General features: G+C 68.1%; 18 protein-coding genes. 13 read left to right on the forward strand and 5 right to left on the reverse strand.

Going from position 1 to position 25,683, the window contains the following annotated elements; translation table 11 throughout:
* Positions 1 to 97: 97 nt before the first annotated feature.
* Together FB478_RS00510 and FB478_RS00515 are read left to right on the forward strand one after the other, a co-directional pair.
* Positions 98 to 1,348, forward strand: coding sequence for a DUF4192 domain-containing protein (locus tag FB478_RS00510; RefSeq protein ID WP_186447702.1), 1,251 nt, complete (start codon positions 98 to 100; stop codon positions 1,346 to 1,348).
* 313 nt (positions 1,349 to 1,661) lie between these two features.
* Entirely contained in the window at positions 1,662 to 2,978 is a 1,317-nt protein-coding gene (locus FB478_RS00515) for an RNA polymerase sigma factor (RefSeq protein WP_018769677.1), read from the forward strand.
* Positions 2,979 to 3,160: 182 nt separating this feature from the next.
* Here the strand turns inward: FB478_RS00515 and FB478_RS00520 are convergent, their stop codons facing one another.
* Positions 3,161 to 3,382: a hypothetical protein gene (locus FB478_RS00520; RefSeq protein WP_018769678.1), complete on the reverse strand. Its 222-nt coding sequence runs from the start codon at positions 3,380 to 3,382 to the stop codon at positions 3,161 to 3,163.
* Between the two features lie 256 nt (positions 3,383 to 3,638).
* On the opposite strand from FB478_RS00520, the gene FB478_RS00525 reads away from it, so the two are divergent.
* Positions 3,639 to 5,747, forward strand: coding sequence for a type IIA DNA topoisomerase subunit B (locus FB478_RS00525; protein WP_056389822.1), 2,109 nt, complete (start codon positions 3,639 to 3,641; stop codon positions 5,745 to 5,747).
* A 90-nt stretch (positions 5,748 to 5,837) separates the two neighbouring features.
* On the opposite strand, the gene FB478_RS00530 is transcribed toward FB478_RS00525, so the two are convergent.
* Complete coding sequence (locus FB478_RS00530) at positions 5,838 to 6,830, reverse strand: M56 family metallopeptidase (RefSeq protein ID WP_026265832.1); 993 nt, start codon at positions 6,828 to 6,830, stop codon at positions 5,838 to 5,840.
* A gap of 6 nt (positions 6,831 to 6,836) precedes the next feature.
* The gene (locus FB478_RS00535; protein WP_018769682.1) at positions 6,837 to 7,220 is read right to left on the reverse strand and encodes a BlaI/MecI/CopY family transcriptional regulator; all 384 of its coding nucleotides are present in this window, start codon (positions 7,218 to 7,220) and stop codon (positions 6,837 to 6,839) included.
* A gap of 263 nt (positions 7,221 to 7,483) precedes the next feature.
* On the opposite strand from FB478_RS00535, the gene FB478_RS00540 reads away from it, so the two are divergent.
* From FB478_RS00540 to cydD, 3 genes are read left to right on the forward strand one after another with little or no spacing between them, the layout of a single operon-like run.
* On the forward strand, positions 7,484 to 9,088 hold the full coding sequence (locus FB478_RS00540; protein WP_144599621.1) for a cytochrome ubiquinol oxidase subunit I: 1,605 nt from the start codon (positions 7,484 to 7,486) through the stop codon (positions 9,086 to 9,088).
* A gap of 27 nt (positions 9,089 to 9,115) precedes the next feature.
* Positions 9,116 to 10,165 (forward strand): cytochrome d ubiquinol oxidase subunit II, encoded by a 1,050-nt coding sequence (gene cydB, locus FB478_RS00545; RefSeq protein WP_144599623.1) that lies wholly within the window; start codon positions 9,116 to 9,118, stop codon positions 10,163 to 10,165.
* 1 nt (position 10,166) lies between these two features.
* The gene (gene cydD / locus FB478_RS00550; RefSeq protein ID WP_144599625.1) at positions 10,167 to 13,616 is read left to right on the forward strand and encodes a thiol reductant ABC exporter subunit CydD; all 3,450 of its coding nucleotides are present in this window, start codon (positions 10,167 to 10,169) and stop codon (positions 13,614 to 13,616) included.
* Positions 13,617 to 13,646: 30 nt separating this feature from the next.
* On the opposite strand, the gene FB478_RS00555 is transcribed toward cydD, so the two are convergent.
* On the reverse strand, positions 13,647 to 14,165 hold the full coding sequence (locus FB478_RS00555) for a DinB family protein (RefSeq protein WP_018769686.1): 519 nt from the start codon (positions 14,163 to 14,165) through the stop codon (positions 13,647 to 13,649).
* A gap of 67 nt (positions 14,166 to 14,232) precedes the next feature.
* Between FB478_RS00555 and FB478_RS00560 the strand changes: the two genes are divergently transcribed.
* Both FB478_RS00560 and FB478_RS00565 read left to right on the forward strand, forming a co-directional pair.
* Positions 14,233 to 15,225, forward strand: coding sequence for an ABC transporter ATP-binding protein (locus tag FB478_RS00560; RefSeq protein WP_144599627.1), 993 nt, complete (start codon positions 14,233 to 14,235; stop codon positions 15,223 to 15,225).
* The gene (locus FB478_RS00565) at positions 15,215 to 16,015 is read left to right on the forward strand and encodes an ABC transporter permease subunit (RefSeq protein WP_134164378.1); all 801 of its coding nucleotides are present in this window, start codon (positions 15,215 to 15,217) and stop codon (positions 16,013 to 16,015) included. Before FB478_RS00560 ends, FB478_RS00565 begins: the two co-directional genes overlap by 11 nt.
* Positions 16,016 to 16,049: 34 nt before the next feature.
* On the opposite strand, the gene FB478_RS00570 is transcribed toward FB478_RS00565, so the two are convergent.
* Complete coding sequence (locus FB478_RS00570) at positions 16,050 to 18,569, reverse strand: DNA topoisomerase (ATP-hydrolyzing) subunit A (protein WP_144599629.1); 2,520 nt, start codon at positions 18,567 to 18,569, stop codon at positions 16,050 to 16,052.
* Positions 18,570 to 18,646: 77 nt separating this feature from the next.
* On the opposite strand from FB478_RS00570, the gene FB478_RS00575 reads away from it, so the two are divergent.
* The 5 genes from FB478_RS00575 to FB478_RS00595 all read left to right on the forward strand — a co-directional run bounded on the left by FB478_RS00575 (position 18,647) and on the right by FB478_RS00595 (position 25,683).
* A complete protein-coding gene (locus FB478_RS00575; protein WP_144599631.1) occupies positions 18,647 to 21,331 on the forward strand; it encodes a bifunctional GNAT family N-acetyltransferase/acetate--CoA ligase family protein in 2,685 nt (894 codons plus the stop codon).
* A 41-nt stretch (positions 21,332 to 21,372) separates the two neighbouring features.
* A complete protein-coding gene (locus FB478_RS00580) occupies positions 21,373 to 22,116 on the forward strand; it encodes a DUF5998 family protein (protein WP_018769691.1) in 744 nt (247 codons plus the stop codon).
* 1 nt (position 22,117) lies between these two features.
* Positions 22,118 to 23,356, forward strand: a complete 1,239-nt coding sequence (locus tag FB478_RS00585; protein ID WP_144599633.1) for an alkaline phosphatase family protein — start codon at positions 22,118 to 22,120, stop codon at positions 23,354 to 23,356.
* A complete protein-coding gene (locus tag FB478_RS00590) occupies positions 23,349 to 24,080 on the forward strand; it encodes a thymidine kinase (protein ID WP_018769693.1) in 732 nt (243 codons plus the stop codon). Before FB478_RS00585 ends, FB478_RS00590 begins: the two co-directional genes overlap by 8 nt.
* A gap of 97 nt (positions 24,081 to 24,177) precedes the next feature.
* Entirely contained in the window at positions 24,178 to 25,683 is a 1,506-nt protein-coding gene (locus FB478_RS00595) for an HNH endonuclease signature motif containing protein (protein ID WP_144599635.1), read from the forward strand.

The raw sequence follows: 25,683 nt of genomic DNA on the forward strand, positions 1-25,683 counted from the left end.
TTCGCGGGTTCCCCGCACTCTTCCTCCACGGCACCGGTTACCCACATAGCCGGACTGGCCACTGCCCGCGCCCCCGCCGGCGGCGAATGCTGGAGCCATGACAGGTTCAGAACGATTAATAGTGCGCGGCCCGGAAGACATCCTTGGCTTCATTCCGCATTCGCTCGGGTACTGGCCCGCTGCCAGCCTGGTGGCCATGACGCTGCACGGCACCACGCTCGGAGCCACACTCCGGCTTGACCTTCCGGGCCCGGCGAACCAGGCCGACCCCGCCGCGTTTGGCCGTGCCGTCCGGCGCTACCTTGAATCAGACCAGGACGCTGACGGCTCTTTGCTGGCTGTCTTCACCAGCGACGCCGGAATGGGACCGCCATCCGCCTACGACCTCCTGGTCGACACGGTGCGACGTGCCCTGGACCAGGCCGGGATGCCTGTCCGCGATGCCTGGTTGGTGGGCGATGAGTACTGGCGGGACGCCCTGTGCAGCGACGCCTCCTGCTGCCCGCTTCCGGGACGTCCCGTGCAGGAGATCAGGGACAGCATGCTGAATACGGAGATGGTGTACCGGGGCAGCAGCATTGGACCCGCGCCACGAGCGGGGAGCCAGCCGGAAGCCCCGGTCCCCGCCATGCACCTGGCGGCCGTCCTTGAGGCACAGGCCGGCTGGGAGGACGAGCTCGGCGGGCAGTCCCGCAGCAGGGCACAGTTCAACGCGGTGCTTGACTTCTGGGAGTTGCTGCTGGAGCGGAGCCATGACGGGCAGTGGATTCCGGACGTTGAACGGGACGCCTTCCTGCGCGCCACGCTGCTCGTTCCCACCTGGCGCGACGCCCTGCTCGTGATGGCTGCGGCGGGACGGGCCGCCGCGGAGGCAGGCGCAGAACAGTTCGGCGTCCTTTCCGAGGACGGGGGCGACGTTTCCGCAGTGGCGCTGCCGTTGCTGCCTCCGCCGGGATTCGCCGGCCGGCAGCAGCGCCGGGCGGGCGGTGCCGCTTCCGGCGCTGTTCCTGCCGGCTATGGCGAGGTCCTCATGGGCCTGGCGCCGGCCGCGCCGGACTGGGCCGGACTGGACGCGCTGGACCGGATTCTGGGGCACCTGGCAGTGTTGGGCGGACACCCGGCCGCAGCAGCGCTCACGCTCCGAGGATGGGTGGCCTGGTCCCGGGGACGCGGCTCCTACGCGGCTGCCCACTTGGGCCGGGCGCTTGAGCTCGAACCGGAGTACCGGCTTGCCGAGCTCCTGCTGGATATCGTGGGCAGGGGGACGCTTTGTGGCTGGGCCGCCCGGAAGGAGGCGGCCTGGCAAAAGTTCCCGAAGGATCCTGCTGGGGAGAAGGAGGCGCTGTGAGCCGGACCCGGGCGTCGTGAAGCCGGCCGGACATGCCCGGGCCGGGCCGGGCCCGCCGGGGCAGCCGTAACGGATGGCGGCAGGGGAGGTTGGATCCGGGCAAATCGTGAGACAATGGATGCCGAGACCCGGTTGGGTCCGTGTATCGAGTGCTTGTAAGCGTCCCCGCAAGGGAACATTACAGCCACTCCGGGAGTTGTCTTAAGTGACTCTGCCGGCCGTGGTGGTGCTTGGTTTCCACCACGGACTTGACAGGGTCATAGTGGTGTTGCCCGTATGGTGATTCCACAGACCACCGCTAGAAAGGTTTTCTGTGACCCCGTCTTCCACGAAGAAGGATTCCGCCGCCCAGGATGTCTTGTCCCCTGAGGAGAAGCAGGCCGCGACCAATGCCAAGCGGGCAGCTACGCGGGCAGCCAACAAGGCTTCGGCCGGCGAGGCTGCAGGCGACAGCAAGCGCGAGCCCAAGAAGCGTGGGCCCAAGCCCGGCGCCAAGGCCGCAGCCGAGGCTGCGGGAAAGTCCGCCGCCGGTGACGTTGACCCGGACGAGGTCGAAGACGTCGAGGAAGACCTCGACGACATCGTCCTCGAAGGTCCGGACGCAGCAGAGGACGTCGACGCCGACCCCGTCAAGGGTGCCGCCGGCAGCGGCAAGGGCTTCGTCTACTCCGATGCAGACGACGACGACGCGCCCGTGCAGCAGGTTATGTCTGCCGGCGCCACGGCCGACCCCGTCAAGGACTACCTGAAGCAGATCGGTAAGGTGGCGCTGCTCAACGCGGAGCAGGAAGTCGACCTTGCGCTGCGGATCGAGGCCGGGCTGTTCGCCGAGGAAAAGATCGCCGCGGACGACGGCTCCATGGATCCGAAGTACAAGCGTGAACTCGAATTCATCATCCACGACGGCAAGCGCGCCAAGAACCACCTGCTGGAAGCCAACCTCCGTCTGGTGGTCTCGCTGGCCAAGCGCTACACCGGCCGCGGCATGCTGTTCCTGGACCTGATCCAGGAAGGCAACCTTGGCCTGATCCGCGCCGTGGAGAAGTTCGACTACACCAAGGGCTTCAAGTTCTCCACCTACGCCACCTGGTGGATCCGCCAGGCCATCACCCGCGCCATGGCCGACCAGGCCCGCACCATCCGTATCCCGGTGCACATGGTCGAGGTCATCAACAAGCTGGCACGTGTACAGCGCCAGATGCTGCAGGACCTGGGCCGCGAACCCACGCCCGAAGAACTGGCACTGGAACTGGACATGACGCCGGAAAAGGTGGTCGAGGTCCAGAAGTACGGCCGCGAGCCGATTTCGCTGCACACCCCCCTGGGTGAGGACGGCGATTCCGAATTCGGCGACCTGATCGAGGACTCGGAAGCCGTTGTTCCGGCTGACGCCGTGAGCTTCACCCTCCTGCAGGAACAGCTGCACTCCGTCCTGGACACCCTTTCCGAACGCGAGGCCGGCGTGGTTGCCATGCGCTTTGGCCTGACTGACGGACAGCCGAAGACTTTAGACGAAATCGGAAAGGTCTACGGCGTCACCCGCGAGCGGATCCGCCAGATCGAGTCGAAGACCATGTCCAAGCTCCGGCACCCCTCCCGGTCGCAGGTGCTGCGGGACTACCTGGACTAACCTCTTCCGCACGACAAAACAGGGGCCGTTCGGGAACCCACTGCACGGTGGATTCCGGAACGGCCCCTGTTTGTTTATGAGCTCCCTCCGTGCGGCTAAAGGCCTGCGGGGCCCGTTAAACGCCTGCGGGGCCTTTCCGTGGTGGAAAGGCCCCGCAGGGTTCGTTGTTACCGATGCCTCATCTAGTCGATTTCCACGGCAGCTTTCTCGTGAAGCTTTCCCGTCTCGTCGTGCCAGCCAGAGCTCAACGGCTTGAGCGTCGCCTCCACTGCACGGGCGTGGTGGCCGCAGAACAACAGCTCACCGCCGGAGGACTCGAGTACAACCCGGACATATGCCTGAGCTCCGCAACGGTCGCACCGGTCGAGTGCGTTTAGTGTGCGGTCTGCCACTGCTGTTGTCATGTCGGCCTCCTTAGTAGATCAGTACATCTATATAACCAGTATTCGTATCCGATCCATCGCAAGGATGGGGCAAGTTCGCTGTCCGCGTATCCGCAAGGTTAGGTCAAGAATTTCCCAGTTCCGCGGATCACGGAGGCTGGTGGCGCGGCGCACAAGGCGCTGCGGGTGTGGCAGACGGCTGTCGCCGCTGCCGCCGACTACCCTAGAAGGTGCGGTCCCAGCGCCGCTTCCACGTCCCTGAAGGAGTTCATCACCAGTGGCACCAAGCTCTGAGTACACCGCCCGGCACCTTTCCGTACTGGAGGGCCTCGAAGCCGTCCGCAAGCGTCCGGGCATGTACATCGGCTCAACGGACTCGCGCGGCCTCATGCACTGCCTCTGGGAGATCATCGACAACTCCGTGGATGAGGCGCTTGCCGGGTTCGGCCACGACATCCGCATCATCCTCCACGCGGACAACTCCGTGGAGATCCACGACGACGGCCGCGGCATCCCCATCGACAAGGAACCCAAGACGGGGCTCACCGGCGTCGAAGTGGTGTTCACCAAGCTGCACGCCGGCGGCAAGTTCGGCGGCGGCTCCTATACCGCCTCCGGCGGCCTGCACGGCGTTGGAGCGTCAGTGGTCAACGCTCTCTCGTCGCGCCTGGACGTCGAGGTGGACCGCGGCGGCAAGACCTACCGGATGTCCTTCCGGCGCGGCGAGCCCGGACGCTTCAAGGACACCGGGTCCCGCCCGGACCCCGCAGCGCCGTTCACTCCGTTCGTCGATGACTCGGTACTGGACATTGTGGGCAAGGCCAAGCGCGGAGTCACCGGGACCCGGATCCGCTACTGGGCGGACCGGCAGATCTTTACCCCGGATGCCAAGTTCTCCTACGAGGACCTTGCTGCCCGCGCACGCCAGACCTCCTTCCTGGTGCCCGGCCTCAAGCTCACCGTGCGGGATGAGCGCAAGCTCCCCGGAACCCCGGGGGAAGCCGGCCCGCACGAGGAGGTCTTCCACCACGACGGCGGCATCTCCGAATTCGCCGAGTTCCTGGCCGCGGACCCGGCCGTGACCGACGTGTGGCGGCTGCATGGATCAGGGAAGTTCAAGGAGACCGTCCCGGTCCTTGACGAACGGGGGCACAGCCAGCTGGCCGAGGTCGAACGTGACTGCGAAGTGGACGTTGCACTGCGCTGGGGCATCGGCTACGACAGCACCGTGCGAAGCTTCGTCAACATCATCGCGACCCCCAAGGGCGGCACGCACCAGTCAGGGTTTGAGCAGGCGCTGGTCAAGACTTTCCGGAAAGCCGTGGAAACCAATGCCCGCAAACTCAAGGCCGGCAACGACAAGATCGAAAAGGACGACATCTTCGCCGGCTTGACCGCGGTCCTGACCGTACGGCTCGCCGAACCACAGTTCGAGGGCCAAACCAAGGAGATCCTGGGCACCAGCGCCGTGCGCGCCATCGTGGCCCGGGTGGTGGAGCGGGAGATCTCCGCCAAACTGTCCTCCAGCAACCGGAACGACAAGGCCCAGTCGGCCCTGCTGCTGGAAAAAATCGTCAACGAGATGAAGTCCCGCATCTCGGCCCGCGTGCACAAGGAGACCCAACGGCGCAAGAACGCGCTGGAAACGTCCTCGATGCCCACCAAGCTCGCTGACTGCCGGACGGACGACGTCGAACGTTCCGAACTGTTCATCGTGGAAGGCGACTCCGCGCTGGGCACCGCCAAGCTGGCCCGGTCCTCCGACTTCCAGGCCCTGCTGCCCATCCGCGGCAAGATCCTCAACGTGCAGAAGGCATCGGTGGGGGACATGCTCTCCAATGCCGAATGTGCAGCGCTCATCCAGGTGGTGGGCGCGGGGTCCGGCCGCAGCTTCGACATCAATGCGGCCCGGTACGGCAAGGTGATCCTCATGACTGACGCCGACGTTGACGGCGCCCACATCCGGACCCTGCTGCTGACCCTGTTCTTCCGCTACATGCGGCCCATGATCGTGGAGGGAAGGGTGTTTGCCGCGGTTCCGCCGCTGCACCGGGTGGAGGTCATCAACGCCGGCCAGAAGGCCAACGAGATGATCTACACCTACTCCGAGGCCGAACTGCACGTCCTGCTGGCCCGCCTGGCCAAGGAGGGCAAGCGGTACAAGGAGCCGATCCAGCGGTACAAGGGCCTTGGGGAGATGGACGCCGAGCAGCTGGCGGAGACCACTATGGACCCGCGGCACCGCACCCTGCGCAAGGTGGGGATCGAAAACGCGCAGCAGGCAGAGGAGATCTTCGACCTGCTGATGGGCTCCGACGTCTCCCCGCGCAAGGACTTCATCATCGCCGGCGCGTCCAGCCTGGACCGGGAGCGCATCGACGCCTGACCGGGCGCAGGGTCGCCGGGCGCTGGGATGGGTTCGGCGATCCCGGGGCTTTGACAAGCCCACCCGCCGGGTTGAAGCGCGACGGCGGCGTCAGCCCAGCAGCCCCGGAACCACCAGCAGTGCCGTGGGCAGCGCCAGCAGCAGGACGGACCCGGCCAACACGGCGCTGCGGACGGCCGCAGGAAGCTGGGGCTGGGGGGTCAGGAGGCGGCTGACCCGGGAGGCCGCGGTCCTGACCGCGTCCGAGCCCGGTCCGCCCGACGCCGACTCCAGCCCGGACAGGGCCAACGAGGGCGAGGACGGGCGGATGTCGCCGGCGCCCGCGTTTCCGGTCGACCCGCTGGCAACGATGGCTATCGCCTTGATGAGGGTGGCCTTGCTCTCCGTCCGCAGTGCGACGTCGTCGGCCAGCATCTCGATCAGGGAGTTGACCGATTCCTGTGCAAGCCGGGTGGTGGGCAGCCACGGGAGGGCCTGCCGCCAGGCGGCAAAGGCCCAGAGCAGCAGGTGGTGCCGCTGGCTGAGGTGCGCGTTCTCGTGAATCAGGACGGCCCGCAGCTCGTCCGGTTCGAGGGCGGCCATCAGGCCGTCCGACAGCACGGTCACGGAGCGGGCGCCCCCCGGGAGGCAGTACGCGACGGGGGAGTCGTGGCTGATCACCAGCGTCCCGGCATCCTGGGCCGATGGGGAGGCCAACAGTGCGAGCAGTTCACGGTGCCGGCGCCGCTGCCGCTGGATCTTGTAGTACGTCAGCAGCAGCGTGAACACCAGGTGGGCCGTCAGCAGGGCAGCAGTGGACAGTGCGAAGATATGCCAAAAGCCCAACGCCGTGGTGGGGGCATTGAACAGCACCATTCCCGCCAGCGCGCGAAGCCCTGCGATGAGGTTGTCACCGATTGGTTCCAGGCCATAGACCAGCATGGCGCCGATCATGGAGAGTCCACCCGCGAGCGCGATCGCCTGCCACAGCAGCATGGCCGTGAACGGCGACCTTGCCGGCCATTGGGCCCGTGACAGGAGAATTGGCACCGGCCAGGCCAGGATTATCGCCAGGACCGCCAGCAGGTATGAGGCCCAGAACATGGTGTGCTAGAGGTGGCCCAGCAGTTTACGCAGCGTCTCGGCTTCACCTTCGGAAACGGACCCGATGAAGCGGGCCAGGACGGCCTCGCGGTCCGGGGCTGATCCGAGGACCTCATGCATGAGTTCGGCGGTGTGGTCCGCGCGGCTGGACACGGCCTGGTACCGGTGCGGGCGGGTTCCGCGTTCGCGTTCCACCAGCCCCTTCTTTTCCAGGCGGGAGAGTACGGTGAGCACCGTGGTGACGGCCAGTTCCTTGCCTTCGTGGCCCGGTCCGCCCTGCGCCGCGGACGTGCGCGCCAGCTGATCCCTCAGGGTATTGGCCGTAGCCGCTTCCTGGCCCGCCCAGAGCAGGTCCATGACTGCCCGTTCCAGTTCACCAAGACTAGCCATTTCACTTTTCCTTTTGTTTCCCCGCACCGCGCATTCTAAGGCGCCCGGTGACGTCGCGCGGTTGTTCAACTACATAACCAAATCTACCCCGAAAACCGCCCGGGTTCTACATCGGGTAGAACATGTGGCGCGCCGGCCCCTGCCGCGCCATGCTAGGGGAGGGCGATTGGTTTTCGCCCGCCACTGCCAATGTTCTACACTTTGTAGAAGTTACAGTTCTACAAAGCGTAGAAAACTACATTGGCTAAACAGTAGGGACTGCCATGGACGCCTTGGAAATCGCACGCTGGCAATTCGGCATCACCACCGTCTACCACTTCATGATGGTGCCGCTGACCATTGGCCTGGGCCTGGTGGTGGCCGTCATCCAGACCGCCTGGTACCGCACCGGCAAACCCGAGTACCTGCGCATGACCAAGTTCTGGGGAAAGCTGTTCCTCATCAACTTCATCATGGGCGTGGCCACCGGAATCGTGCAGGAATTCCAGTTCGGCATGGCCTGGAGCGAGTACAGCCGGTTCGTGGGTGACGTCTTCGGAGCCCCGCTGGCCCTCGAGGCCCTCCTTGCCTTCTTCGTCGAGTCCACCTTCCTGGGACTGTGGATCTTTGGCTGGAAGCAGCTAAAGCCCGCCATCCACCTTGCCTGCCTCTGGGTGGCCGTTATTGGATCGGCCCTCTCCGCCTACTTCATCATCGTGGCCAACAGCTGGATGCAGCACCCAGTAGGGGTGGAAATGATCAACGGCCGGCCCGTCATGACCGACGCGTGGGCCGTCTTCACCAACAACACCGCGCTCGTGGCCGTCCCGCACACCCTGTTCGGCGCCCTGGCCGTGGCCGGCGGCTTCCTCCTGGGCATCGCCTGGTACCACCTGTGGCGGAGGCGGCACGACGGCGTTGACACGGTGGGTGCCGACGGCAAGGTCATCCCCGGTGAAGACGTCCGCATCCCCGGCCGTGACCGTACAGACCACAGCGTATGGATCCGGTCCCTGCGGATCGGCGCCGTGGTGGCCATGATCTCCTTCGCCGGCACCGCGGTCACCGGCGACCTGCAGGGCAAGCTGATGTTCCAGCAGCAGCCCATGAAGATGGCCGCCGCGGAGGCGGCCTGCCACGACGGCACCGGTTTCTCCGTCCTGAGCGTCGGAAACGTGGGGTCCAGGAACTGCGACGACGTCGTGGCCGTCATCGAGGTTCCGGGCATCCTGTCCTTCCTTGCCAAGGGCGACTTCACCACCGAGGTCAAGGGCGTCAACAGCCTGCTGCCCGAGTACAAGGCCAACTACGGGACCAACCTGCCGGACAACCCCATCTACGGTGAGCGGGCCGGCCAGGAAATCGAATACGTGCCCGTCATGGAAGTCACCTACTGGGGATTCCGGATGATGATCGGATTTGGCGGACTCGCCGCCCTGGCAGCATTTGTGGCGCTGTGGCTCACCCGCAAGGGGACCGTGCCGGAGTCGCACTGGATGATGCGGCTGGCAGTCTTTGGCATCCTGGCCCCCTTCGGCGCCAATGCCGCCGGCTGGATCTTCACCGAGATGGGCCGCCAGCCGTTCGTCGTGGCGCCCAACCCGGATCCCAGCGGCATCGACCAGGTGTTCATGTTTACCGCCGCCGCCGTATCGCCGGGTGTCTCCGCAGGGGAACTGATCGCCTCGCTGGTGGCCCTGACGGCCGTCTACGCAGTCCTGCTGGTGGTGGAGGTGAAGCTGCTGGTCAAGTACATCCGCGGCGGCGTGGTCTCCGCAATGCCCGAACTGGTCCACGCGCCGGTGGACGAGAACGAGGACGCCACCCCGGGACCCGGCGGCCCCGGGGACGCGAAACACGCAGACGACGTCCTGGCCTTCGCCTACTAGCCCGAAACCAAGCAGAGGAAACAAACAATGGAACTGCTTCCCACCATGTGGTTCATCGCCATCGCGGTGCTGTGGACCGGATACCTCTTCCTGGAGGGCTTCGACCTGGGCGTGGGGATGCTGATGAAGCTCTTCGCCCGCGACAATACCGAGCGCAGGGTGCTGCTGAACACCATCGGACCTGTCTGGGACGGCAATGAGGTGTGGCTGCTGACCGCCGGCGGCGCCACCTTCGCAGCCTTCCCGCTCTGGTACGCGTCGCTGTTCTCCGCGCTCTATCTCCCGCTGCTGGTCGTCCTCCTGGCACTGATCTTCCGGGCGGTGGCGTTCGAATACCGCGGCAAGGTGGACACGGACAGCTGGCGGAACCGGTGGGACTGGGCCATCGCGCTGGGTTCCTTTTTCGCCGCCTTCGGCGTGGGGGCTGCCCTGGCCCTCACTACAACCGGCCTTCCGTTGAACGCCAACGGCGACCGCGAAGGTGGGCCCATGGCCTGGTTCAGCGGATACGCCCTGCTGGGCGGTATCGCCGTGGTGGGGTTCGCGCTGCTCCACGCGCTGGCATTCCTTGCCCTCAAGACCGACGGGGAGGTGCGGCACCGCGCCCGCCAGTGGTTCGTGCGGCTCCTGCCGGTCCTGCTCCTGCCCATCGCGGCGTGGGCCCTCGCCATCCAGTTCATGGACGGCAAGCCGTGGACCTGGGCCGCCGTCGTCCTGGCAGTTGCTGCCGCCGTCACTGCCTGGCTGCTGGCCCGGAAAGGCTCCGAAGGCCGGTCGTTCCTGGCCCTGGGCGCCTTCCTCGTTCTGGGGACGGCTTCCATCTTCGGGGCCGTGTTCCCGGTGGTGCTGCCCTCCACGCTGGACAGCGCGTTTGACCTCACCATCTCCAACGCCTCTTCCTCCGACTACACCCTGGGTCTGATGAGCATTGTGGCAGCCTTTGGCCTTCCCCTGGTGATCGCCTACCAGGCCTGGACCTACTGGGTCTTCCGCCGCCGCGTCAGCGCAGCCCACATCCCCGAAGCCCACAGCTTCCTCCCGGCGGTGGCCGCCAGGGCGTTCACCACCAAGGGCTGACGTGCGGCCAACCTTCCCTGCCGGCCCGGCCACCCGTTCAGCGATCTACTGGCTGGGGCTGCTGGCCGCGCTCAAGGCACTGTCACTGGTGCTGATTGGCCAGGCCGTGGCCTCCATCCTGGCCGGACTCGCCGCCGGGAACCCCGCCTGGGCAACCCAGCTCGCTGCCGGGCTCGCCGGCGTCGTCCTCCGCTCCCTGACCGTCTGGGGCCAGGCCGTCGCGGCCCGCCGCGCAGCGCTGGGGGTCAAGGAAGAACTCCGGGGAGAACTGCTGGAGCGTGCCCTGCGCACGGGCGTCCGGTCCACCGGCCCGGGTGACGGCGGCCTGGCGGTGCTGGCCACCCGCGGCCTGGACGCCCTGGACAGCTACTACACCCAGTTCCTTCCCGCGCTGGTCAACTGCGCCGCCGTGCCGCTGCTGCTGGGGGCGCGGATCCTGTTCGCAGACTGGGTGAGCGCGCTGGTCATTGTACTCACCGTGCCCCTGATCCCGCTGTTCATGGTGCTGATCGGACGGTACACCGAGGACAGTGTCCGCCAGGCCCAGGCGTCGCTGGGCCGGCTGTCCGCACACATGCTGGAACTCGCCAAGGGCCTGCCGGTCCTGGTGGGACTGGGCAGGGCCACCGCGCAGCGCAAGGCCCTGGAGGAAATCTCCGAAGAGTACCGCTCCCGCACCATGGGCACCCTGCGGACGGCGTTCCTTTCCGCCCTGGCACTGGAACTCATCGCCACCATTTCGGTCGCCGTGGTGGCGGTCTTCATCGGCGTCCGGCTGGTCCACGGCGACATGCCGCTGGAAGCCGGGCTGCTGGCGCTGCTCCTGGCACCGGACTGCTACCTTCCGCTGCGGGAACTGGGCACCGCCCACCACGCCAGCGACGACGGCAGGGTGGCACTCGCGGAAACAGCCGCCGTGACCGGCGCAGCCGAGGCAACACCCCTGCCGGCGGCCAGGGCCGGCAGGCCCGGCGCTCCACTCGAGGTCACCGGACTCACGGTGACCTACGCCGGACGGTCAGGAGCCGCCGTCGGCCCCCTCACCTTCACCGCCCCCCAGGATCGGATCACCGCCCTGGACGGACCCAGCGGTGCCGGCAAGAGCACTGTCCTGGGCGTACTGGCCGGAACCATCGGCGCCGGTGACGGGACGGGCATCACCGGATCCATCAGCGGCCTGGACCGCAGTTCCGTAGCCTGGGTGCCGCAGCATCCCGTCATGGTGGCCGGAACCGTGCTGGAGGAGGTGCTGCTGTACCTCTCGCCGGACCCCACCCATGGCCCCGACCGCTTTACCGGCGAAGAGACTGCCCGCCGCTGCTTGGAGAGGGCCGGAGCCGCCCACCTGGCAGCGAAGCACCAGGCGGAGCTGAGCCCGGGCGAGCTGCGCCGCGTGGCACTGGCCCGCGGACTGGCCAGGATCGAGGCCGGTGCCACCCTCCTGCTGCTGGACGAGCCCACGGCACACCTGGACGACGCCTCCGCACTCATTGTGGAGGAGGCCATCCGGCGGCTCCGCGGCCAGGCCACCGTGATCCTGGTGGCCCACAACCAGCGCACCCGCCGGCTCGCAGACCTGCTGGTGCCCGTCGTGCCGGCGGTCCGGGCTGCCGCAGCACCGCACCACGGCGGCGGCGCAACCGGCATCCTGCCCGGCCCCGGCGGAAGCGGCTCCACCCAACCCGGCTCCGCAGACCCCGCTTCCACCGGCAATGACAGCGCATGCGTTGACGACGCGGCGGAAGCCGGCATCAGCGGGTCCGTCAGCCCAAGCGTTCGCGCTGCCCCAGGCGCGGCCCGCCTCCTGGCGGCACTCCTGGCGCCGGTGCGGGGCAGGTTCGCCGCCGCTGCTGTCGTGGGCACCCTGGCGGCCGTCTTCGCCGTCGCGCTTTCCGGCCTTTCCGGCTGGCTCATCATCCGGGCCAGCGAGCAGCCGCCCATTCTCTACCTGCTGACGGCGATCGTCGGCGTCCGGTTCTTCGGCATCGGCCGGGCCGTTTTCCGCTACTGGGAGCGGCTGCTGCTGCATGATGCCGTCTTCGCCGCGCTCACCCGCCTGCGCGGCCGGCTCTGGGAATCTCTGAGCCGCAGGGCGCTGTCGCTGCGCCGGCTCCTGCAGGGCGGCAACGTGCTGGGGACGGTCATCGACGATGTGGACACGGTCCGCGACCTCCTTCCACGCGTGGTCCTGCCACCCCTCACCGCGCTCGCGGTTTCCGTCCTGGCCGTGGCTGCCACCGGCGTGCTGGTGCCGGCGGCCCTTCCCGCAGTGGCCGGCGCGGCCATCAGCGGCCTGCTGCTGGCACCCGCGGCCGCCCTGTGGGGAGACCGCAAATCCGCCAACGCCGAGCAGTCCCTGCGCTCCGGGGTCCTGCGCCGCGTGACGGCAGCCCTGGACGCCAGGGCGGAACTGCACGCAAACGGCGTGGCAGCCCATGTGCTTGAGGCGCTGCTGGCGGAGGACCGCGACGCCACGCGCGCATCCCAGCGCTCAGCCTGGGCCGACGGGCTGGGACACGCTGTTGCCACCGCCGCCTGCGGCACCGCCGCACTGGCCGCCGCATGGCTGGCGGCTCCCGGGGTCCTTGCGGCCCAGGTTGCCCCGGCCACGGCAGCCGTGGTGGTCCTCCTGCTGCTGGCACTGGTGGAACCCTACGCAGCGATGACGACGGCGGTCCGCCAGTTCCCCGCGCTCCGTGCCGTGATGCGCCGGGTGGGGGAGTCGGGCGCCCTTGACGGCCGCCTCGACGTGTCTGCTGGGCTGCAGTCCGTTCCCGGCCGCGCCGGCGGCACTCCGGGCCTTGAACTGGTGGACCTGGCCGCGGCCTGGCCCGGAGACGTCCCGGTCTTCTCCGGCGTGTTCGCGGTGGCAGGTCCCGGGCGCTGGCTGGCGGTCACCGGACCATCGGGGTCGGGAAAGTCCACCCTGCTCTCGGTGCTGCTTGGCTTCCTGCCACCGGCCGCGGGACGGGCGCTGGTCACCGGCCGGGCGGCGTGGTGTCCGCAGGAGGCACACCTGTTCGACTCCACCATCCGCGGCAACCTCATGCTGGGCCGGCCGTCCGGGAACGGTGCACCAACCCTGGCGGACGACGAGCTGGAGTCTGTCCTGGCCGCCGTCGGACTTGCCGGCCTGGTGGCCCGGCTGCCGGCGGGCCTGGACACCCGGATCGGTCCCGGCGGTGCCTTCCTGAGCGGCGGCGAGCGCCAGCGGCTGGCCGTGGCGCGGACCCTGCTGACCGGTGCGGAGGTGATCCTGCTGGATGAGCCCACTGCCCACCTGGACGCCGAATCGGCGGCAGCCATGCTGGCGGACCTTCGCACGGGACTCCGGGACCGCACCGTGGTGCTGGTTACCCACAATCCCGCTGACATCAAGGCCGGCGACGCCAGGCTGGATCTTTCGGCCTTCGCCGGACAACCCCGGGAATCGTTGGCCGCTTCCCACTAAGGCGGGACGGTCCCCGGCGTGCCTGCGCCTTTAGCCGCTGACGTCGTGAAGGTGGTGGACGACGTCGTGCAGGAAGTACTGGGACAACGTGAGGACGGTGAACTGCGAGCCGTTGCTGCGCAGCCCCTTGCGTCCCCAGTCGTCCTCATGGACTCCGGCGAAAGACTCGGCGGCCTGGTGTCCTTCCGCCGCCAGTTCGCGGCCCACCTCGGCCGGATCGGCGTTGGCGTAGTCCTTCTCGATGGCGGTCCGGTCCTGGTCCCAATCCTCGAAGCGGGCGTCATCCTCTGCCAGCATCAGGTTCAGCCGCTGGTCGAACAGCGCGAAAACGTCCCGCACATGGCACGCGTACTCCAGCGCGGACCAGGTGTGGTCATCGGGGCGCTGCGCCGCGTCCGGCCGGCGCAGGACGGCGAGCCACCGGGGGATCAGGCTTTCGATGCTTCCCGGTACCGTTGCCGGGGTGGCGCTGGAAGCGTCGAAATGGCATTCCGGGCAGGGGCGGGACAGGACCCAGGTCCAGTCCTTTTCATCAGGAACGATAGGCATGGGAGCAGTCTAAGCGGTGGGCCGAAAGACTCTGGGACCCGTGCAGCGCCCGGCATAGCCTTGCCGCATGAGCCCGGAAGAGCGCGGGGGTGCGGAAAGCGGTGCGGAAAGCGGTGCCGAAAGCATGGTGCGGCTGGCGGGCCTGACCAAGCGGTTCGGCCGCAACACTGCGCTAGACGGCGTGACACTCACCATTGGGCCGGGCGAGGTGTTCGGCTACCTGGGCCCCAACGGGGCAGGCAAGACCACCACCATCCGGCTCCTGATGGGGCTGCTGCGGCCTACCTCCGGTACAGCGTCGGTGCTGGGACTGGACGCCTGGCGGCAGTCCCGGGACGTCCACCGCCTGGTGGGCTACGTGCCAGGTGAGCCGGCGCTTTACGACCGCCTCACCGGCAGCCAGCACGTGGCCTACTGCGCCCACCTCCGGCACCGGGACGACGGCAAACGGGCGGCCGAGGTGGCGGCCAGGCTGGAGCTGGACCTGGGCCGGCCCGTACGCACGTTGTCCCGCGGCAACCGCCAGAAGCTCGCCGTGGTCCTGGCGGTGATGTCGCGGCCGCGGCTGCTGGTGCTGGACGAGCCGACCAGCGGAATCGACCCGCTGGTGCAGCAGGTTTTCCATTCCATCCTGCGTGAACATACTGCCGAGGGCGGCTCCGCCTTGTTTTCCTCCCACGTGCTGGGCGAGGTGGAGCGCGTGGCAGACCGCATCGGGGTGGTGCGCCAGGGACAGCTGGTGGCGGTGGAGCGGCTGCAGGACCTCGCCGCACGTTCACTGCACCGGGTCCGGGCCCGCTTCGCGGCGGAGGTGTCCGCGGCGGAGTTCGCCGGCGTGCCCGGCGTGCGGGACCTGCTGGTGGATGGGACCACGTTGAGCTGCAATGCGCCGCAGGCGGCCCTGGATGCGCTGCTGAAGCTGGTCAGCGCCCGGGAGGTGGTGGACTTCGAATGCTCTGAAGCGCCGCTGGAAGAGACGTTCCTGAGCTACTACGGAATGGACGGACCCGGCAGCGCCAGCCTCGCCGGCGCGGGAACGGCGGCGCGCCATGCTGGCTAACGTCCTGCTGAAGACGCTCCGGGACCAGGGCAGGCTGCTGGTGGCGTGGGCCGTCTCCCTGGCACTCATCGTGGCAACGTACGCGGCCGTTTGGCCCGCGGTGAAGTCACAGCCCTCTATCAGCAGCTTCATCGAGCAGATGCCGGAGGCGTTCCGCTCGCTTTTCGCCACCTCCAGCGCCGACATGTCCACTCCCACCGGATACATCCAGGTGGAGCTGCTGTCCTTCATGGGGCCGATTGCGGTGCTGATCTATGCCATCAGTTCCGGCGCGGGCGCCATCGGCGGGGAAGAGGACCGGCACACGATGGACCTGCTGCTTTCCAACCCCGTGGGGCGGGGCCGGGTGGTGGTGGACAAGTTCCTGGCCATGGTGCTGGGCACCTTCCTGCTGGCCGCCGTGCTGGGAATATCGCTGGTGCTGGAGGGCAGCATGGTGGACCTGGTCCTTCCGGCCGGCAAGGTGGCTGCCGCCATGCTGCATTTAGCGCTGCTGGGCGTCGTTTTCGGTACCCTTGCCCTTGCCCTTTCAGCAGGGACCGGACGGACCGGCCTCAGCCGCGGTGTTCCGGCCGTGCTGGCCGTCCTCGCCTACATCGTCAACGCCCTCGCGCCGCTGGTGGATGCCTTCGACCGCATCCAGAAGGTGTCGCCGTTCTTCCAGTACGTTGCCCATGACCCCCTGCGGCAGGGCGTGGCCTGGGACAGCGTGCTGGTGTCCGCTGCCACCGTTGCCGTGCTGCTGGGGCTTGCCGTCGCCGGCTTCCGGCGCAGGGACATAGCGGGCTGAGCGCCGGACGCGCGGCATCGCCCGTGGCGCCCGGCTATTCCCCGGCTGCCGGTCCGTCCGTCCATGCCATCGCCGGGCCCACTGCTTCGACGGCCTGTGAGAGCGGGACGCCGGAGCCGTCGCGGCGGCCATGCTCCTGCGGCAGCGACCGGGCCACCCCGGCAGCGGATGAAGCCTTGGCCGGGCCGTGCCCTGCCCAGGCCAGCAGCAGCATGTCCTCACCCTTCAGGAACCGGTGCGACCGGACCCCGGCGGTGGCACGGCCCTTGGCCGGATACTCGGAGAAGGCTGTGACCTTGGCGGTGCCAGGGGCCGTGCCCGGCAGGGCGCCGTTGGTCCCGGCGATGGTGACCACGACGGCGGCCTCGTCCTTGGGCCGGACGGCGCCGAAGAAGATCACCTGGTCACCTGCGGCGAGCTTGATGCCCGCCATCCCGCCGGCGGTACGCCCCTGCGGGCGGACGGCGGCGGCGGGGAACTTCAGCAGCTGGGCCTCCCTGGTGAGGAACACCAGTTCGGTGGCATCGTCACCGGCAGGAGCCACGCCCACCACGGTGTCCTTGTCCTTGAGGGTGATGACTTCCCAGTCTTCCCGGTTCAGCGGGTAGTCCGGCTGGACGCGTTTCACCACGCCCTGGGCGGTGCCGATGGCCAGGACCTCATCCAGGCGCACGAACGCCACCAGGGTTTCGCCCTTCACCAGCGTGAGGAAATCCTTTGCGGGGACGCCGCCCGCCAGGTTGGGCAGTCCGGCCACCGGCGCCAGGACCGGCATGTCCATGACCTGCAGCCGGAGCATGCGGCCCAGCGACGTGACGGCGGCGATTTCGCCGCGGGCCGACGTCTTAACCACTGAGGTGTACACATCATGCTTGCTCCGTGGCCCTGCCTCGGCCAGCGGCTCCTGGTTGCCGGTGCGGGCTATCTGGCCGGACGCGGTGAGGATGGCCCAGCAGGGGTCGTCCGCGATCTCCAGTGCCAGCGGCACGGCCTTGCCCTTCTTCCCGTTGGCCCCGGCAAGTTCGGCGGACGCAACGGTGGGGGACACGGCCTCGGACTCCAGCAGCACGGTGCGGCGCGGGGTGCCGTGGTCTTCGGCAATGGCACCCAGTTCGTCGGAAACCACGGTGCGCAGCAGTTCCTCCGAGCCCAGGATCGCCTCCAGCTCCGCGATCTCGCGGCGAAGCTCGTCCTGCTCCTTCTCCAGCTCGATCCGGGAATACTTGGTCAGCTGCCGGAGGCGCAGTTCCAGGATGTAGTTGGCCTGGATTTCGGTGAGGTCGTAGATGGACATCAGCCGCTCGCGGGCCGCGGCGGCCTCGTCCGAGGACCGGATGATCTGGATGACCTCGTCAATGTCCACGATGGCGATGAGGAGGCCCTCCACCAGGTGCAGGCGGTCCTTCTTCTTCCCGAGCCGGAAGGCGGTCCGGCGCCGGACGACGTTGATGCGGTGGTCGACGTAGACACGCAACAGGTCCACCAGGCCCAGCGTCTGCGGCTGGCCGTCCACCAGGGTGACGTTGTTGATGCCGAAGGAGTCCTCCATCGGCGTGTAGCGGTACAGTTGCTGCAGCACCGCGTTCGGGTTGAAGCCGTTCTTGAGCTCGATGACCAGCCGCAGGCCGTGCTTGCGGTCCGTCAGGTCCACGATGTCGCTGATGCCGGTCAGCTTCTTGGCGTTGACGGCATCCTTGATCTTTTCGATCACCTTTTCCGGGCCCACCATGTACGGCAGTTCGGTGACCACCAGGCCGGTGCGGCGCGCGGAGAGCTGTTCCACCTCCACCTTGGCCCGGGTCTTGAACGAGCCGCGGCCGGTGGCATAGGCGTCGCGGATGCCGTCCAGGCCGACGATCCGGCCGCCGCTGGGCAGGTCCGGGCCCGGGACGAACCGCATGAGGTCATCCAGGGTTGCGTCAGGGTGCGCAATGAGGTGCCGGGCGGCGGAGATGACCTCGACCAGGTTGTGCGGGGCCATGTTGGTGGCCATGCCGACGGCGATGCCGGTGGCGCCGTTGACCAGCAGGTTGGGGAAGGCGGCGGGAAGGACGTCCGGCTGGGTCAGCTGGTTGTCATAGTTGGGGACGAAGTCCACCACGTCTTCGTCGAGGTGGTTGGTGAGGGTGAGGGCGGCCGCAGCCAGCCGGGCTTCCGTATAACGGGGTGCTGCCGGGCCGTCGTCGAGCGATCCGAAGTTGCCGTGCCCGTCGATCAGCGGCAGTCGCAGCGAGAAATCCTGCGCCATGCGCACCATGGCGTCGTAGATGGCGGCGTCGCCGTGGGGGTGCAGCTTTCCCATGACTTCGCCCACCACGCGGGCGCTCTTGACGTGGCCCCGGTCCGGGCGCAGCCCCATGTCGCTCATCATGTACAGGATGCGGCGCTGTACCGGCTTCAGCCCGTCGCGGGCATCCGGGAGGGCCCGGGAGTAGATCACCGAGTACGCGTACTCCAGGAAGGAGCCCTGCATTTCGGACGTGACATCGATATCGACGATGTTTTCCGTGTAGTCGCTCTCCACGATGGGCTTGGAACTTTGGCGGCGGGCCATGGGGTTTGGTGAATCCTTCTGGGGTTACTGTGCAGCCTTGGGGGTGTGCTGCGATAGTTTTTGGCTAGGCTAAGCCTATGGTGGATCAGCCCGGGGACGGCGAATATCCGGAACATTGGGAAGCCGATGTCGTCCTGCGTGACGGCGGGACAGCGCATCTCCGGCCCATCCATCCGTCGGACGCGGACGCCGTGCAGGCCTTCCACACCGGACAGTCGCAGAATTCAATCTACATGCGCTTCTTTGCGTTCAAGGCCAGGTTGTCGGCCAAGGAGCTCAAGCGCTTCACCGAAGTGGACTACAAGGACCGGGTGGCGTTCGTCATCACCATCCGCGGCGAAATCGTCGGCATCGGCCGCTACGACCGGCTTGCCGATCCCACGGAGGCCGAAGTTGCTTTCAACATCTCCGACGCCCACCAGGGCCGGGGAATCGGCTCCATCCTGCTGGAGCACCTTGCCGCCGCCGCGCATGAAAACGGGATCCGGAAGTTCACCGCCGAGGTGCTGCCGGAAAACCGCAAGATGCTGATGGTCTTCTCCGACGCCGGCTACGACGTCAAGCGCCATTTCGACGACGGCGTCGTCAGCCTCGAGTTCAACATCGACCCCACCGAAAAATCGCGCGCCGTCATGGAATCCCGCGAGCACCGCGCCGAGGCGAGGAGCGTCCGGGACCTGCTGGCGCCGTCGTCCGTTGCCGTCATCGGTGCCAGCCGCAAATGGGGCACCGTGGGGTACCAACTGCTGGAGCACATCATCGAGGGCGGCTTCCACGGGTCCGTGTACGCCATCAACCCGGAGGCGCTGGAACTGGCCGGGATGATGTCCTACGGCAAGCTCTCCGAAGTCCCCGAGCCCGTCCAGCTGGCAATCATCGCCGTTCCCTACGAGGAAGTGGCCGGCGTCGTGGCGGAGTGCGCGGCAGCGGGCGTCAAGGGCGTTGTGATCGCCTCGGCAGGTTTTGCCGACGACGGCGAGCGGGGCCTGCTGCGGCAGCGCGCCCTGGTGCGCCAGGCCCGGGCCAGCGGAATGCGGGTGATCGGCCCGGCGTCGCTGGGCATCGCCAACACTCACCCGGACGTGTCGCTGAACGCGTCGATGGCGCCCACCATGCCGCTGCGCGGCGGCCTGGGCCTGTTCAGCCAGTCGGCCGCCATCGGCGTCTCGCTCTACGCCGCCTCGGCCCGGCGCCGGCTGGGACTGTCCAGCCTGCTCTCGGCAGGCAACAGGGCGGATGTCTCCGGCAACGACATGATGCAGTACTGGGAAGACGATGCCGACACCTCCGCCGTAGGCCTCTACCTGGAGTCAATCGGCAACCCGCGCAAGTTCTCCCGGATCGCACGGCGCCTGGCCCGCACCAAGCCGGTCATCGTGGCCAAGTCGGACACCATGGGGCTCCGCCTGCCGCCCGGACATGCCGTCCGGACTACCCAGGCGCCGGCCGGGGCGCTGGATGCCATGCTGCGCCAGGCGGGCGTGATCCGCGTGGAAACCGTGGAACAGCTGGTGGATGTGGCGCAGGTGGTGTCCGGGCAGCCACTGCCCGCCGGAGCCGACGTCGCCATCTTCAGCAATTCCCAGGCGCTGGGCAACGTGGTGGCGGACAGTGCCGCCGCGCACGGGCTGGGCGTTGCCCGGGTGGTTTCGGGACTGGACCTCGACGCCGGCCAGTCGGTGGCCCTGCCCGCACTGCGGACCGCCCTCCTTGACGCCCTGGCCTCCGACGCCGTGCACGCCGCCGTCGCCGCGCTGCTGCCTGCCCGCGGGCTGACTGCCGACGCGGTGGCGCAGGTCCTGGCCGAATGTTCAGCCACTGCCGGGAAGCCGGTGGTGGCCGCCTTCACCGGCATCCTGGACCCCGCCATCAACGTGGAGGGCCTGGTGGGAGCGGAGGGCTGTACCGTCCCCTGCTTTTCCAACCCCGGGGCTGCCGTGGCCGCGCTCGCTGCCGTGGTCCGTTATGCGGAGCGGGCCGGCCGCGACCAGGGGCATTTCGTCGAACCCGCCGGCTGCGACCCCCGCAAGGCGGAGGCCGAGCTGGACGCCCTGCTCGGGGACGTCACGGGCGACCAGCTCAAGCAGCTGGACCCGGCCGCGGCTGCTTCGCTGCTGAAGCATTACGGCATCTCAGTCCTGCCCTCTGCAGGATTCACCACACCGGACGAGGCCGTGGCAGCGGCAGATGCGCTGGGCTGGCCGGTGGTGCTGAAAACCACCGACCCCGCGCTGCGGCACCGGCTTGACCTTGGCGGGGTCAGGCTTGGCATTGAGGACGCCGAATCACTGCGCCAAAACGTGGTGCAGATGCGGCGCGCGCTCGCGGCCTACGGTGATCCCGCCCTGGAAGTACAGGCGATGGCGCCGGTGGGACAGGCCTGCACCTTCCGTGCCATCGAGGATCCGTTGCTGGGCCCGGTCATTTCCTTCGGCCTCGCCGGCGACGCCGTCAACCTCCTGGACGACTGGTCACACCGGGTTCCGCCGCTCTCCGCGGCGGACGTGCACGACTTCATCCGAGCTCCGCGGGCGTCCCGGAAGCTCTTCGGCTACCAGGGCCTGCCGGCTGTCGACGTCCCTGCGCTGGAGGACCTGGCCGCCAGGCTGGCCTGGATGAAGGACAACCACCCGGAGATCGCGCTGGTGGAATTCAACCCGGTTTTGTGCGGCACCGCCGGGGCCACCATCCTCGCCGCTGACGTACGCATCGGCAACGCCGCGCAGCGCACGGACAGTGCCCGCCGCGCCATGCTGGGCTGACGCGGTTAGCAAGTGACCGGACGATCTGTGAAAATGGGGGCATGAGCTTCCAGCCTCCCGCTTCGGCGCCCGAAACGCCCGGCAATGAAAACCAGGCACTCCGCCAGCACAGCTCACACAACCACGGAACACAGGGCCAGAGCCTGGAAGACGCGCTGCAGAAGGCCGGCTTCTACCCCCGCCTGGTCTCCGACGTCGTCGACGACGCACTGGACGGCCGGGACTGCGTGGCCCACCTGGTGCACCTGGAAACCCACTTCGACCGGGCAGAGGTGCGCCGCCACATCACCGTGCTGGTCCTCACCGCGGACATGCTGGTGATCACCCACGTGGACGACCAGCAACTGGACGAGGCGGGGGAGCAGATCGTCGCCCAGATCTCCACCGAGTCCGTTCCCGTGGCCCAGATCCGGTCCGTGGTCCTGAGCTACATGTACGCCCAGCCGCAGAACTACAAGCCCTCCGACCCCGTCCGGGAACTCACGTTGTCCATTGCATGGTCCGGTGGCCAGCGACTGGACATGGGTCCGGCCAGCTGCGGCGATCCGCAGTGCGAAGCTGACCACGGCTACACCGGAACCATCGCCCAGGAAGACATCGTGCTCCGCATCAGCGCGGAGGCAGACGGGCTGCAGGCAGTGCAGGACGCCAAGCTCTTCGCCAGGGCCCTGCGGGCGGTCAACACCGGTTCCGCGGCTCCCGTAACCCACGCCCAGTCCATGGGTCCGCGGACGCGGTCCGGGGTGTTCGGAAACCGGCTCAGCCGCGGGCACCAGCAGCGCTGAGATGCCGGAAGACCGCCACCGCGCCATCCAGGAAACCCCAACCATCGGCCGCACGCCCGACCTTCCAGCCCCTCCCGCCTACGGACAGCGTTCCGTGGCTGAAGTCCTCACCAGCGCCGCGGCAAGCCTCGGCGTGGAGGGCTTTACCAATACGCTTGGGCTACCGGACGCGTCCCGGGTCTGCGTTGTACTGGCTGATGGCCTGGGCAGGAACCTGCTGAAGCAAAAAGCGGCCCACACGCCCTTCCTGCGGTCCGTGATGCAGGCGGGGCAGGGCGAGATCCCCGTGTGGCTGGATTCCGCCTTCCCTTCCACCACGGCGGCAGCGCTGTCCAGTTTTGGAACCGGACTTCCGCCGGGCCAGCACGGCATGGTGGGCTACGACGTCCTGGACCCTGACCAGGACAAGGTGGTCAATCTGCTGGGGAACTGGGATCCGGGCGTCGACCCGCCCACCTGGCAGCCTTTCCCCACGGTGTTTGAACAGATCGCCGAACAGGTGGACGTCAGCACCGTCAGCCTCTCCCAGTTCGACGGTTCGCCCATGACCCGCGCCGCGCTGCGGGGCGGCAGGTTCATCTCCGGGATAACCGCGCATGCGCGGACCGCGGCCGCGGCCGAGGCCATGGCGGCCTCCGGCCCGTCCCTCATGTACTTCTACGTCAACGAACTGGACAAGGCGGGCCACCGCCACGGCTGCCGTTCCGAGCAGTGGGAACACCAGCTGGAGGAGCTCGATTCCACCGTCAAACGGCTCAACTCCACACTTCCCGCCGGCACCACCATTGTGCTCACCGCAGACCACGGCATGCTGGACGTCCCGGAATCCCAGCGGATTGATTTCTCCACCGACCCCGGGTTGGTGGACGGGGTGCGCCATACGGCCGGTGAACCGCGGATGGTGCACCTGTACCTGGAGGAGGCGGACCTGGAAGCCGGTGCTGGGGCAGCGAAACGGCTGCTTACCGCCTGGAAGGCGCGGTTCGGCGACCGGGTATGGGCCTTTACGCGCCAGGAAGCCGTTGCCGGGGGACTTTTTGGTGACGTCCGTCCCGCTGTTGCGGGCAGGATCGGTGACGTGATGATCGCGGCGCGTGACGCCGTCGCACTTTATGACGGCCGGCGGATGCGGCCCACCGCCATGGAAGTGGTGGGCCAGCACGGCTCGCTGACGAAGGCGGAGCGGGAGGTCCCGCTGCTCTGCTTCACCGCCGAAGGAAGGAACCGCCGGCGTGGCTGAACTCATCTTCTTCTCCGGCACCATGGACTGCGGCAAATCGACGCTGGCGCTGCAGATGGACTACAACCACCGGGCCCGCGGCCGCGGCGGCGTCCGCTTCAGCCGCAACGACCGCGCCGGAGAGTCCCGGATCTCCAGCCGCCTGGGCCTGGAGACGGACGCCGTGGAGGTGCTGGACAGCACCGACTTCTGGGAAGAAGTCATGCTTCGCCGCACCCAGGGCCAGCGTGTGGATTACCTGATCTGCGACGAGGCCCAGTTCTACTCCCCGGAGCAGGTGGAGCAGCTGGCCAAGGTGGTGGACGAAATCGACGTCGACGTCTTTGCCTTCGGCATCACGGCCGACTTCCGCACCAGGCTGTTCCCGGGTTCGCAGCGGCTCATCGAGCTTGCCGACCGGGTTCAGGTGCTGCAGGTGGAGGCGCTGTGCTGGTGCGGGCGGCGTGCAACGCACAACGCCAGGACGGTCGACGGCGTCATGGTCACCGAGGGCGCGCAGGTGGTGGTGGGTGACGTGGACATGGTGGTTGAGGCTGCCGCCGCCCCGGACGCCGGGCATGTACCCGTAGTGGGCTACGAAACGCTGTGCCGGCGCCACTTCATGCGGCGGGTGACGGCCCACGGCGCCAACCTGATGGCCCAGCAGGACCAGTTGCTGCCGTTCGACGTCGACGCCTGCCTCTGGCGCGGTTCCGGCGGACCCGGCGGGAGCCGAGGGGCTTAGCCCCACCCTCTTCGTCAAAGAAACCCCTGAAGCGGGGCTGCCCTTGAAACTGAGGTGGCCAGCTCTGATTGTCGGACCCCCTTGCCATGATGGGTTTATGGGGAAGTCGGCGGTGGTGAGGGCGTTCGAGGAGATCCGTACTGCCCTTGCGGTGCTTCAGGCTGAGGTGGATGGGGCGGGTTCGTTGCCGTTCTCGGATATTGATCCGCTGGCCGGTCTGGCCGATGGCTGCCTGGATATTCTTGCCGGGGCCCGGGAGGTGGAGGCGCGGGTTGCGGGGGTGAAGGCGAAGGCTGCGGTGGGGTACGCGGAGGCTGCGCATGCTGTGGCGGGCCCGGGGGTGCCGGTGGTGGCGCAGGAGATGGCGGTCGCGGCGGAGATCGGGTGCGTGCTGGCGTTGGGTCCGCGGGCGGCGGCGTCGTTCCTGGCCACCTCCCATGCCCTGACCAGCAGCTTGCCGCGGACTTTGGAGGCGTTGCAGTCCGGGACCCTGTCGTGGCAGCACGCGATAGTGCTGGCAGATGAGACGGCGTCCCTTGATGCGGTGGGAGCGGCGGCGTTGGAGGCGCATTTCCTGGACCCTGAAGCACAGGATGCCGCCCGGGGCTGCCCGGTTGGGGAGCTGCCGGCGCACCGGTTCCGGGTCAAGGCCCGGACCTGGCGGGAGCGCCACCACGCCGAATCGATCGAGAAGCGGCATGCCAGGGGTGTGGCGGAGCGGCGGGTGGAGTTCCGGGCGGACCGGGACGGGATGGCGTGGCTGGGGGCGTACCTGCCCGCGGACCAGGCCCAGGCTGGGTGGAACCGGCTCACCGCTGCCGCACGGGGCCTGCAGGGGCCGGGCGAGGACAGGACCATGCCCCAGCTGCGGGCCGACAGTTTCGCCGCAGCGATCCTCGGCAGCGGCAACATCCGGGGCGGCAGCACCAGCCTCACCAGTGCCAGTGCCAGTGCCACTGCCGGCGCCCTGGCTGCTGCGCGGCCGGGCGCCGGTGCCGGTGGCACTGATAGCGCCGCATCCGGAACTGGCCACCAGCCGTCGCCGGTCCGCGCTGAGGTGCTGGTTACGGTTCCGGTGTTCGCGCTGATGGGCCTGACCGATGAGCCGGCGATGCTGGACGGGTATGGTCGGGTGCCGGCGTCGATGGCGCGGCGACTGGTCGCGGACGGGGCGGGCTCGTTTTACCGGGTGTTGGTGGACCCGCGGGACGGGGCGCCGTTGGAGATCGGCCGGAAGAGTTACCGGGTTCCCAGGGCCATGCGGGCCTGGCTGCGGATGCGGGACGGGAAATGCCCGTTCCCGGGCTGCAGCAACACCTCCCTGGACACGGAGGCCGACCATCTCCTCGCCTGGCACCACGGCGGCACCACCGGAATCAGCAACCTGGGACAGCCCTGCCCGAAACACCACAAACTCCGGCACACCACCGCCTGGAAACCCACCCCGGCCACCACGAACGAACCACCCGGCTGGACCTCGCCCACCGGCCGCCACTACACAAGCGAACACCAGGACTGGGAACCACCAAAGTGGCCACCCGGATTCCTGCCCGGCGAACGGAGCCTCCTCGAAGAGGCACTTCAGGAGTACCTCAGCGCTTGA

Origin of the sequence: Arthrobacter sp. AG367 (genome assembly GCF_007828995.1) — a bacterium.
Lineage (GTDB): Bacteria > Actinomycetota > Actinomycetes > Actinomycetales > Micrococcaceae > Arthrobacter.

Excerpts from the sequence above, each read along its gene's own strand:
- FB478_RS00510 (WP_186447702.1), top strand. The coding sequence starts at position 98 with ATGACAGGTTCAGAACGATTAATAGTGCGCGGCCCGGAAGACATCCTT.
- FB478_RS00520 (WP_018769678.1), bottom strand. The coding sequence starts at position 3,382 with ATGACAACAGCAGTGGCAGACCGCACACTAAACGCACTCGACCGGTGC.
- FB478_RS00530 (WP_026265832.1), bottom strand. The coding sequence starts at position 6,830 with ATGTTCTGGGCCTCATACCTGCTGGCGGTCCTGGCGATAATCCTGGCC.
- FB478_RS00535 (WP_018769682.1), bottom strand. The coding sequence starts at position 7,220 with ATGGCTAGTCTTGGTGAACTGGAACGGGCAGTCATGGACCTGCTCTGG.
- FB478_RS00540 (WP_144599621.1), top strand. The coding sequence starts at position 7,484 with ATGGACGCCTTGGAAATCGCACGCTGGCAATTCGGCATCACCACCGTC.
- cydB (WP_144599623.1), top strand. The coding sequence starts at position 9,116 with ATGGAACTGCTTCCCACCATGTGGTTCATCGCCATCGCGGTGCTGTGG.
- FB478_RS00555 (WP_018769686.1), bottom strand. The coding sequence starts at position 14,165 with ATGCCTATCGTTCCTGATGAAAAGGACTGGACCTGGGTCCTGTCCCGC.
- FB478_RS00560 (WP_144599627.1), top strand. The coding sequence starts at position 14,233 with ATGAGCCCGGAAGAGCGCGGGGGTGCGGAAAGCGGTGCGGAAAGCGGT.
- FB478_RS00565 (WP_134164378.1), top strand. The coding sequence starts at position 15,215 with ATGCTGGCTAACGTCCTGCTGAAGACGCTCCGGGACCAGGGCAGGCTG.
- FB478_RS00570 (WP_144599629.1), bottom strand. The coding sequence starts at position 18,569 with ATGGCCCGCCGCCAAAGTTCCAAGCCCATCGTGGAGAGCGACTACACG.
- FB478_RS00575 (WP_144599631.1), top strand. The coding sequence starts at position 18,647 with ATGGTGGATCAGCCCGGGGACGGCGAATATCCGGAACATTGGGAAGCC.
- FB478_RS00580 (WP_018769691.1), top strand. The coding sequence starts at position 21,373 with ATGAGCTTCCAGCCTCCCGCTTCGGCGCCCGAAACGCCCGGCAATGAA.
- FB478_RS00585 (WP_144599633.1), top strand. The coding sequence starts at position 22,118 with ATGCCGGAAGACCGCCACCGCGCCATCCAGGAAACCCCAACCATCGGC.
- FB478_RS00595 (WP_144599635.1), top strand. The coding sequence starts at position 24,178 with ATGGGGAAGTCGGCGGTGGTGAGGGCGTTCGAGGAGATCCGTACTGCC.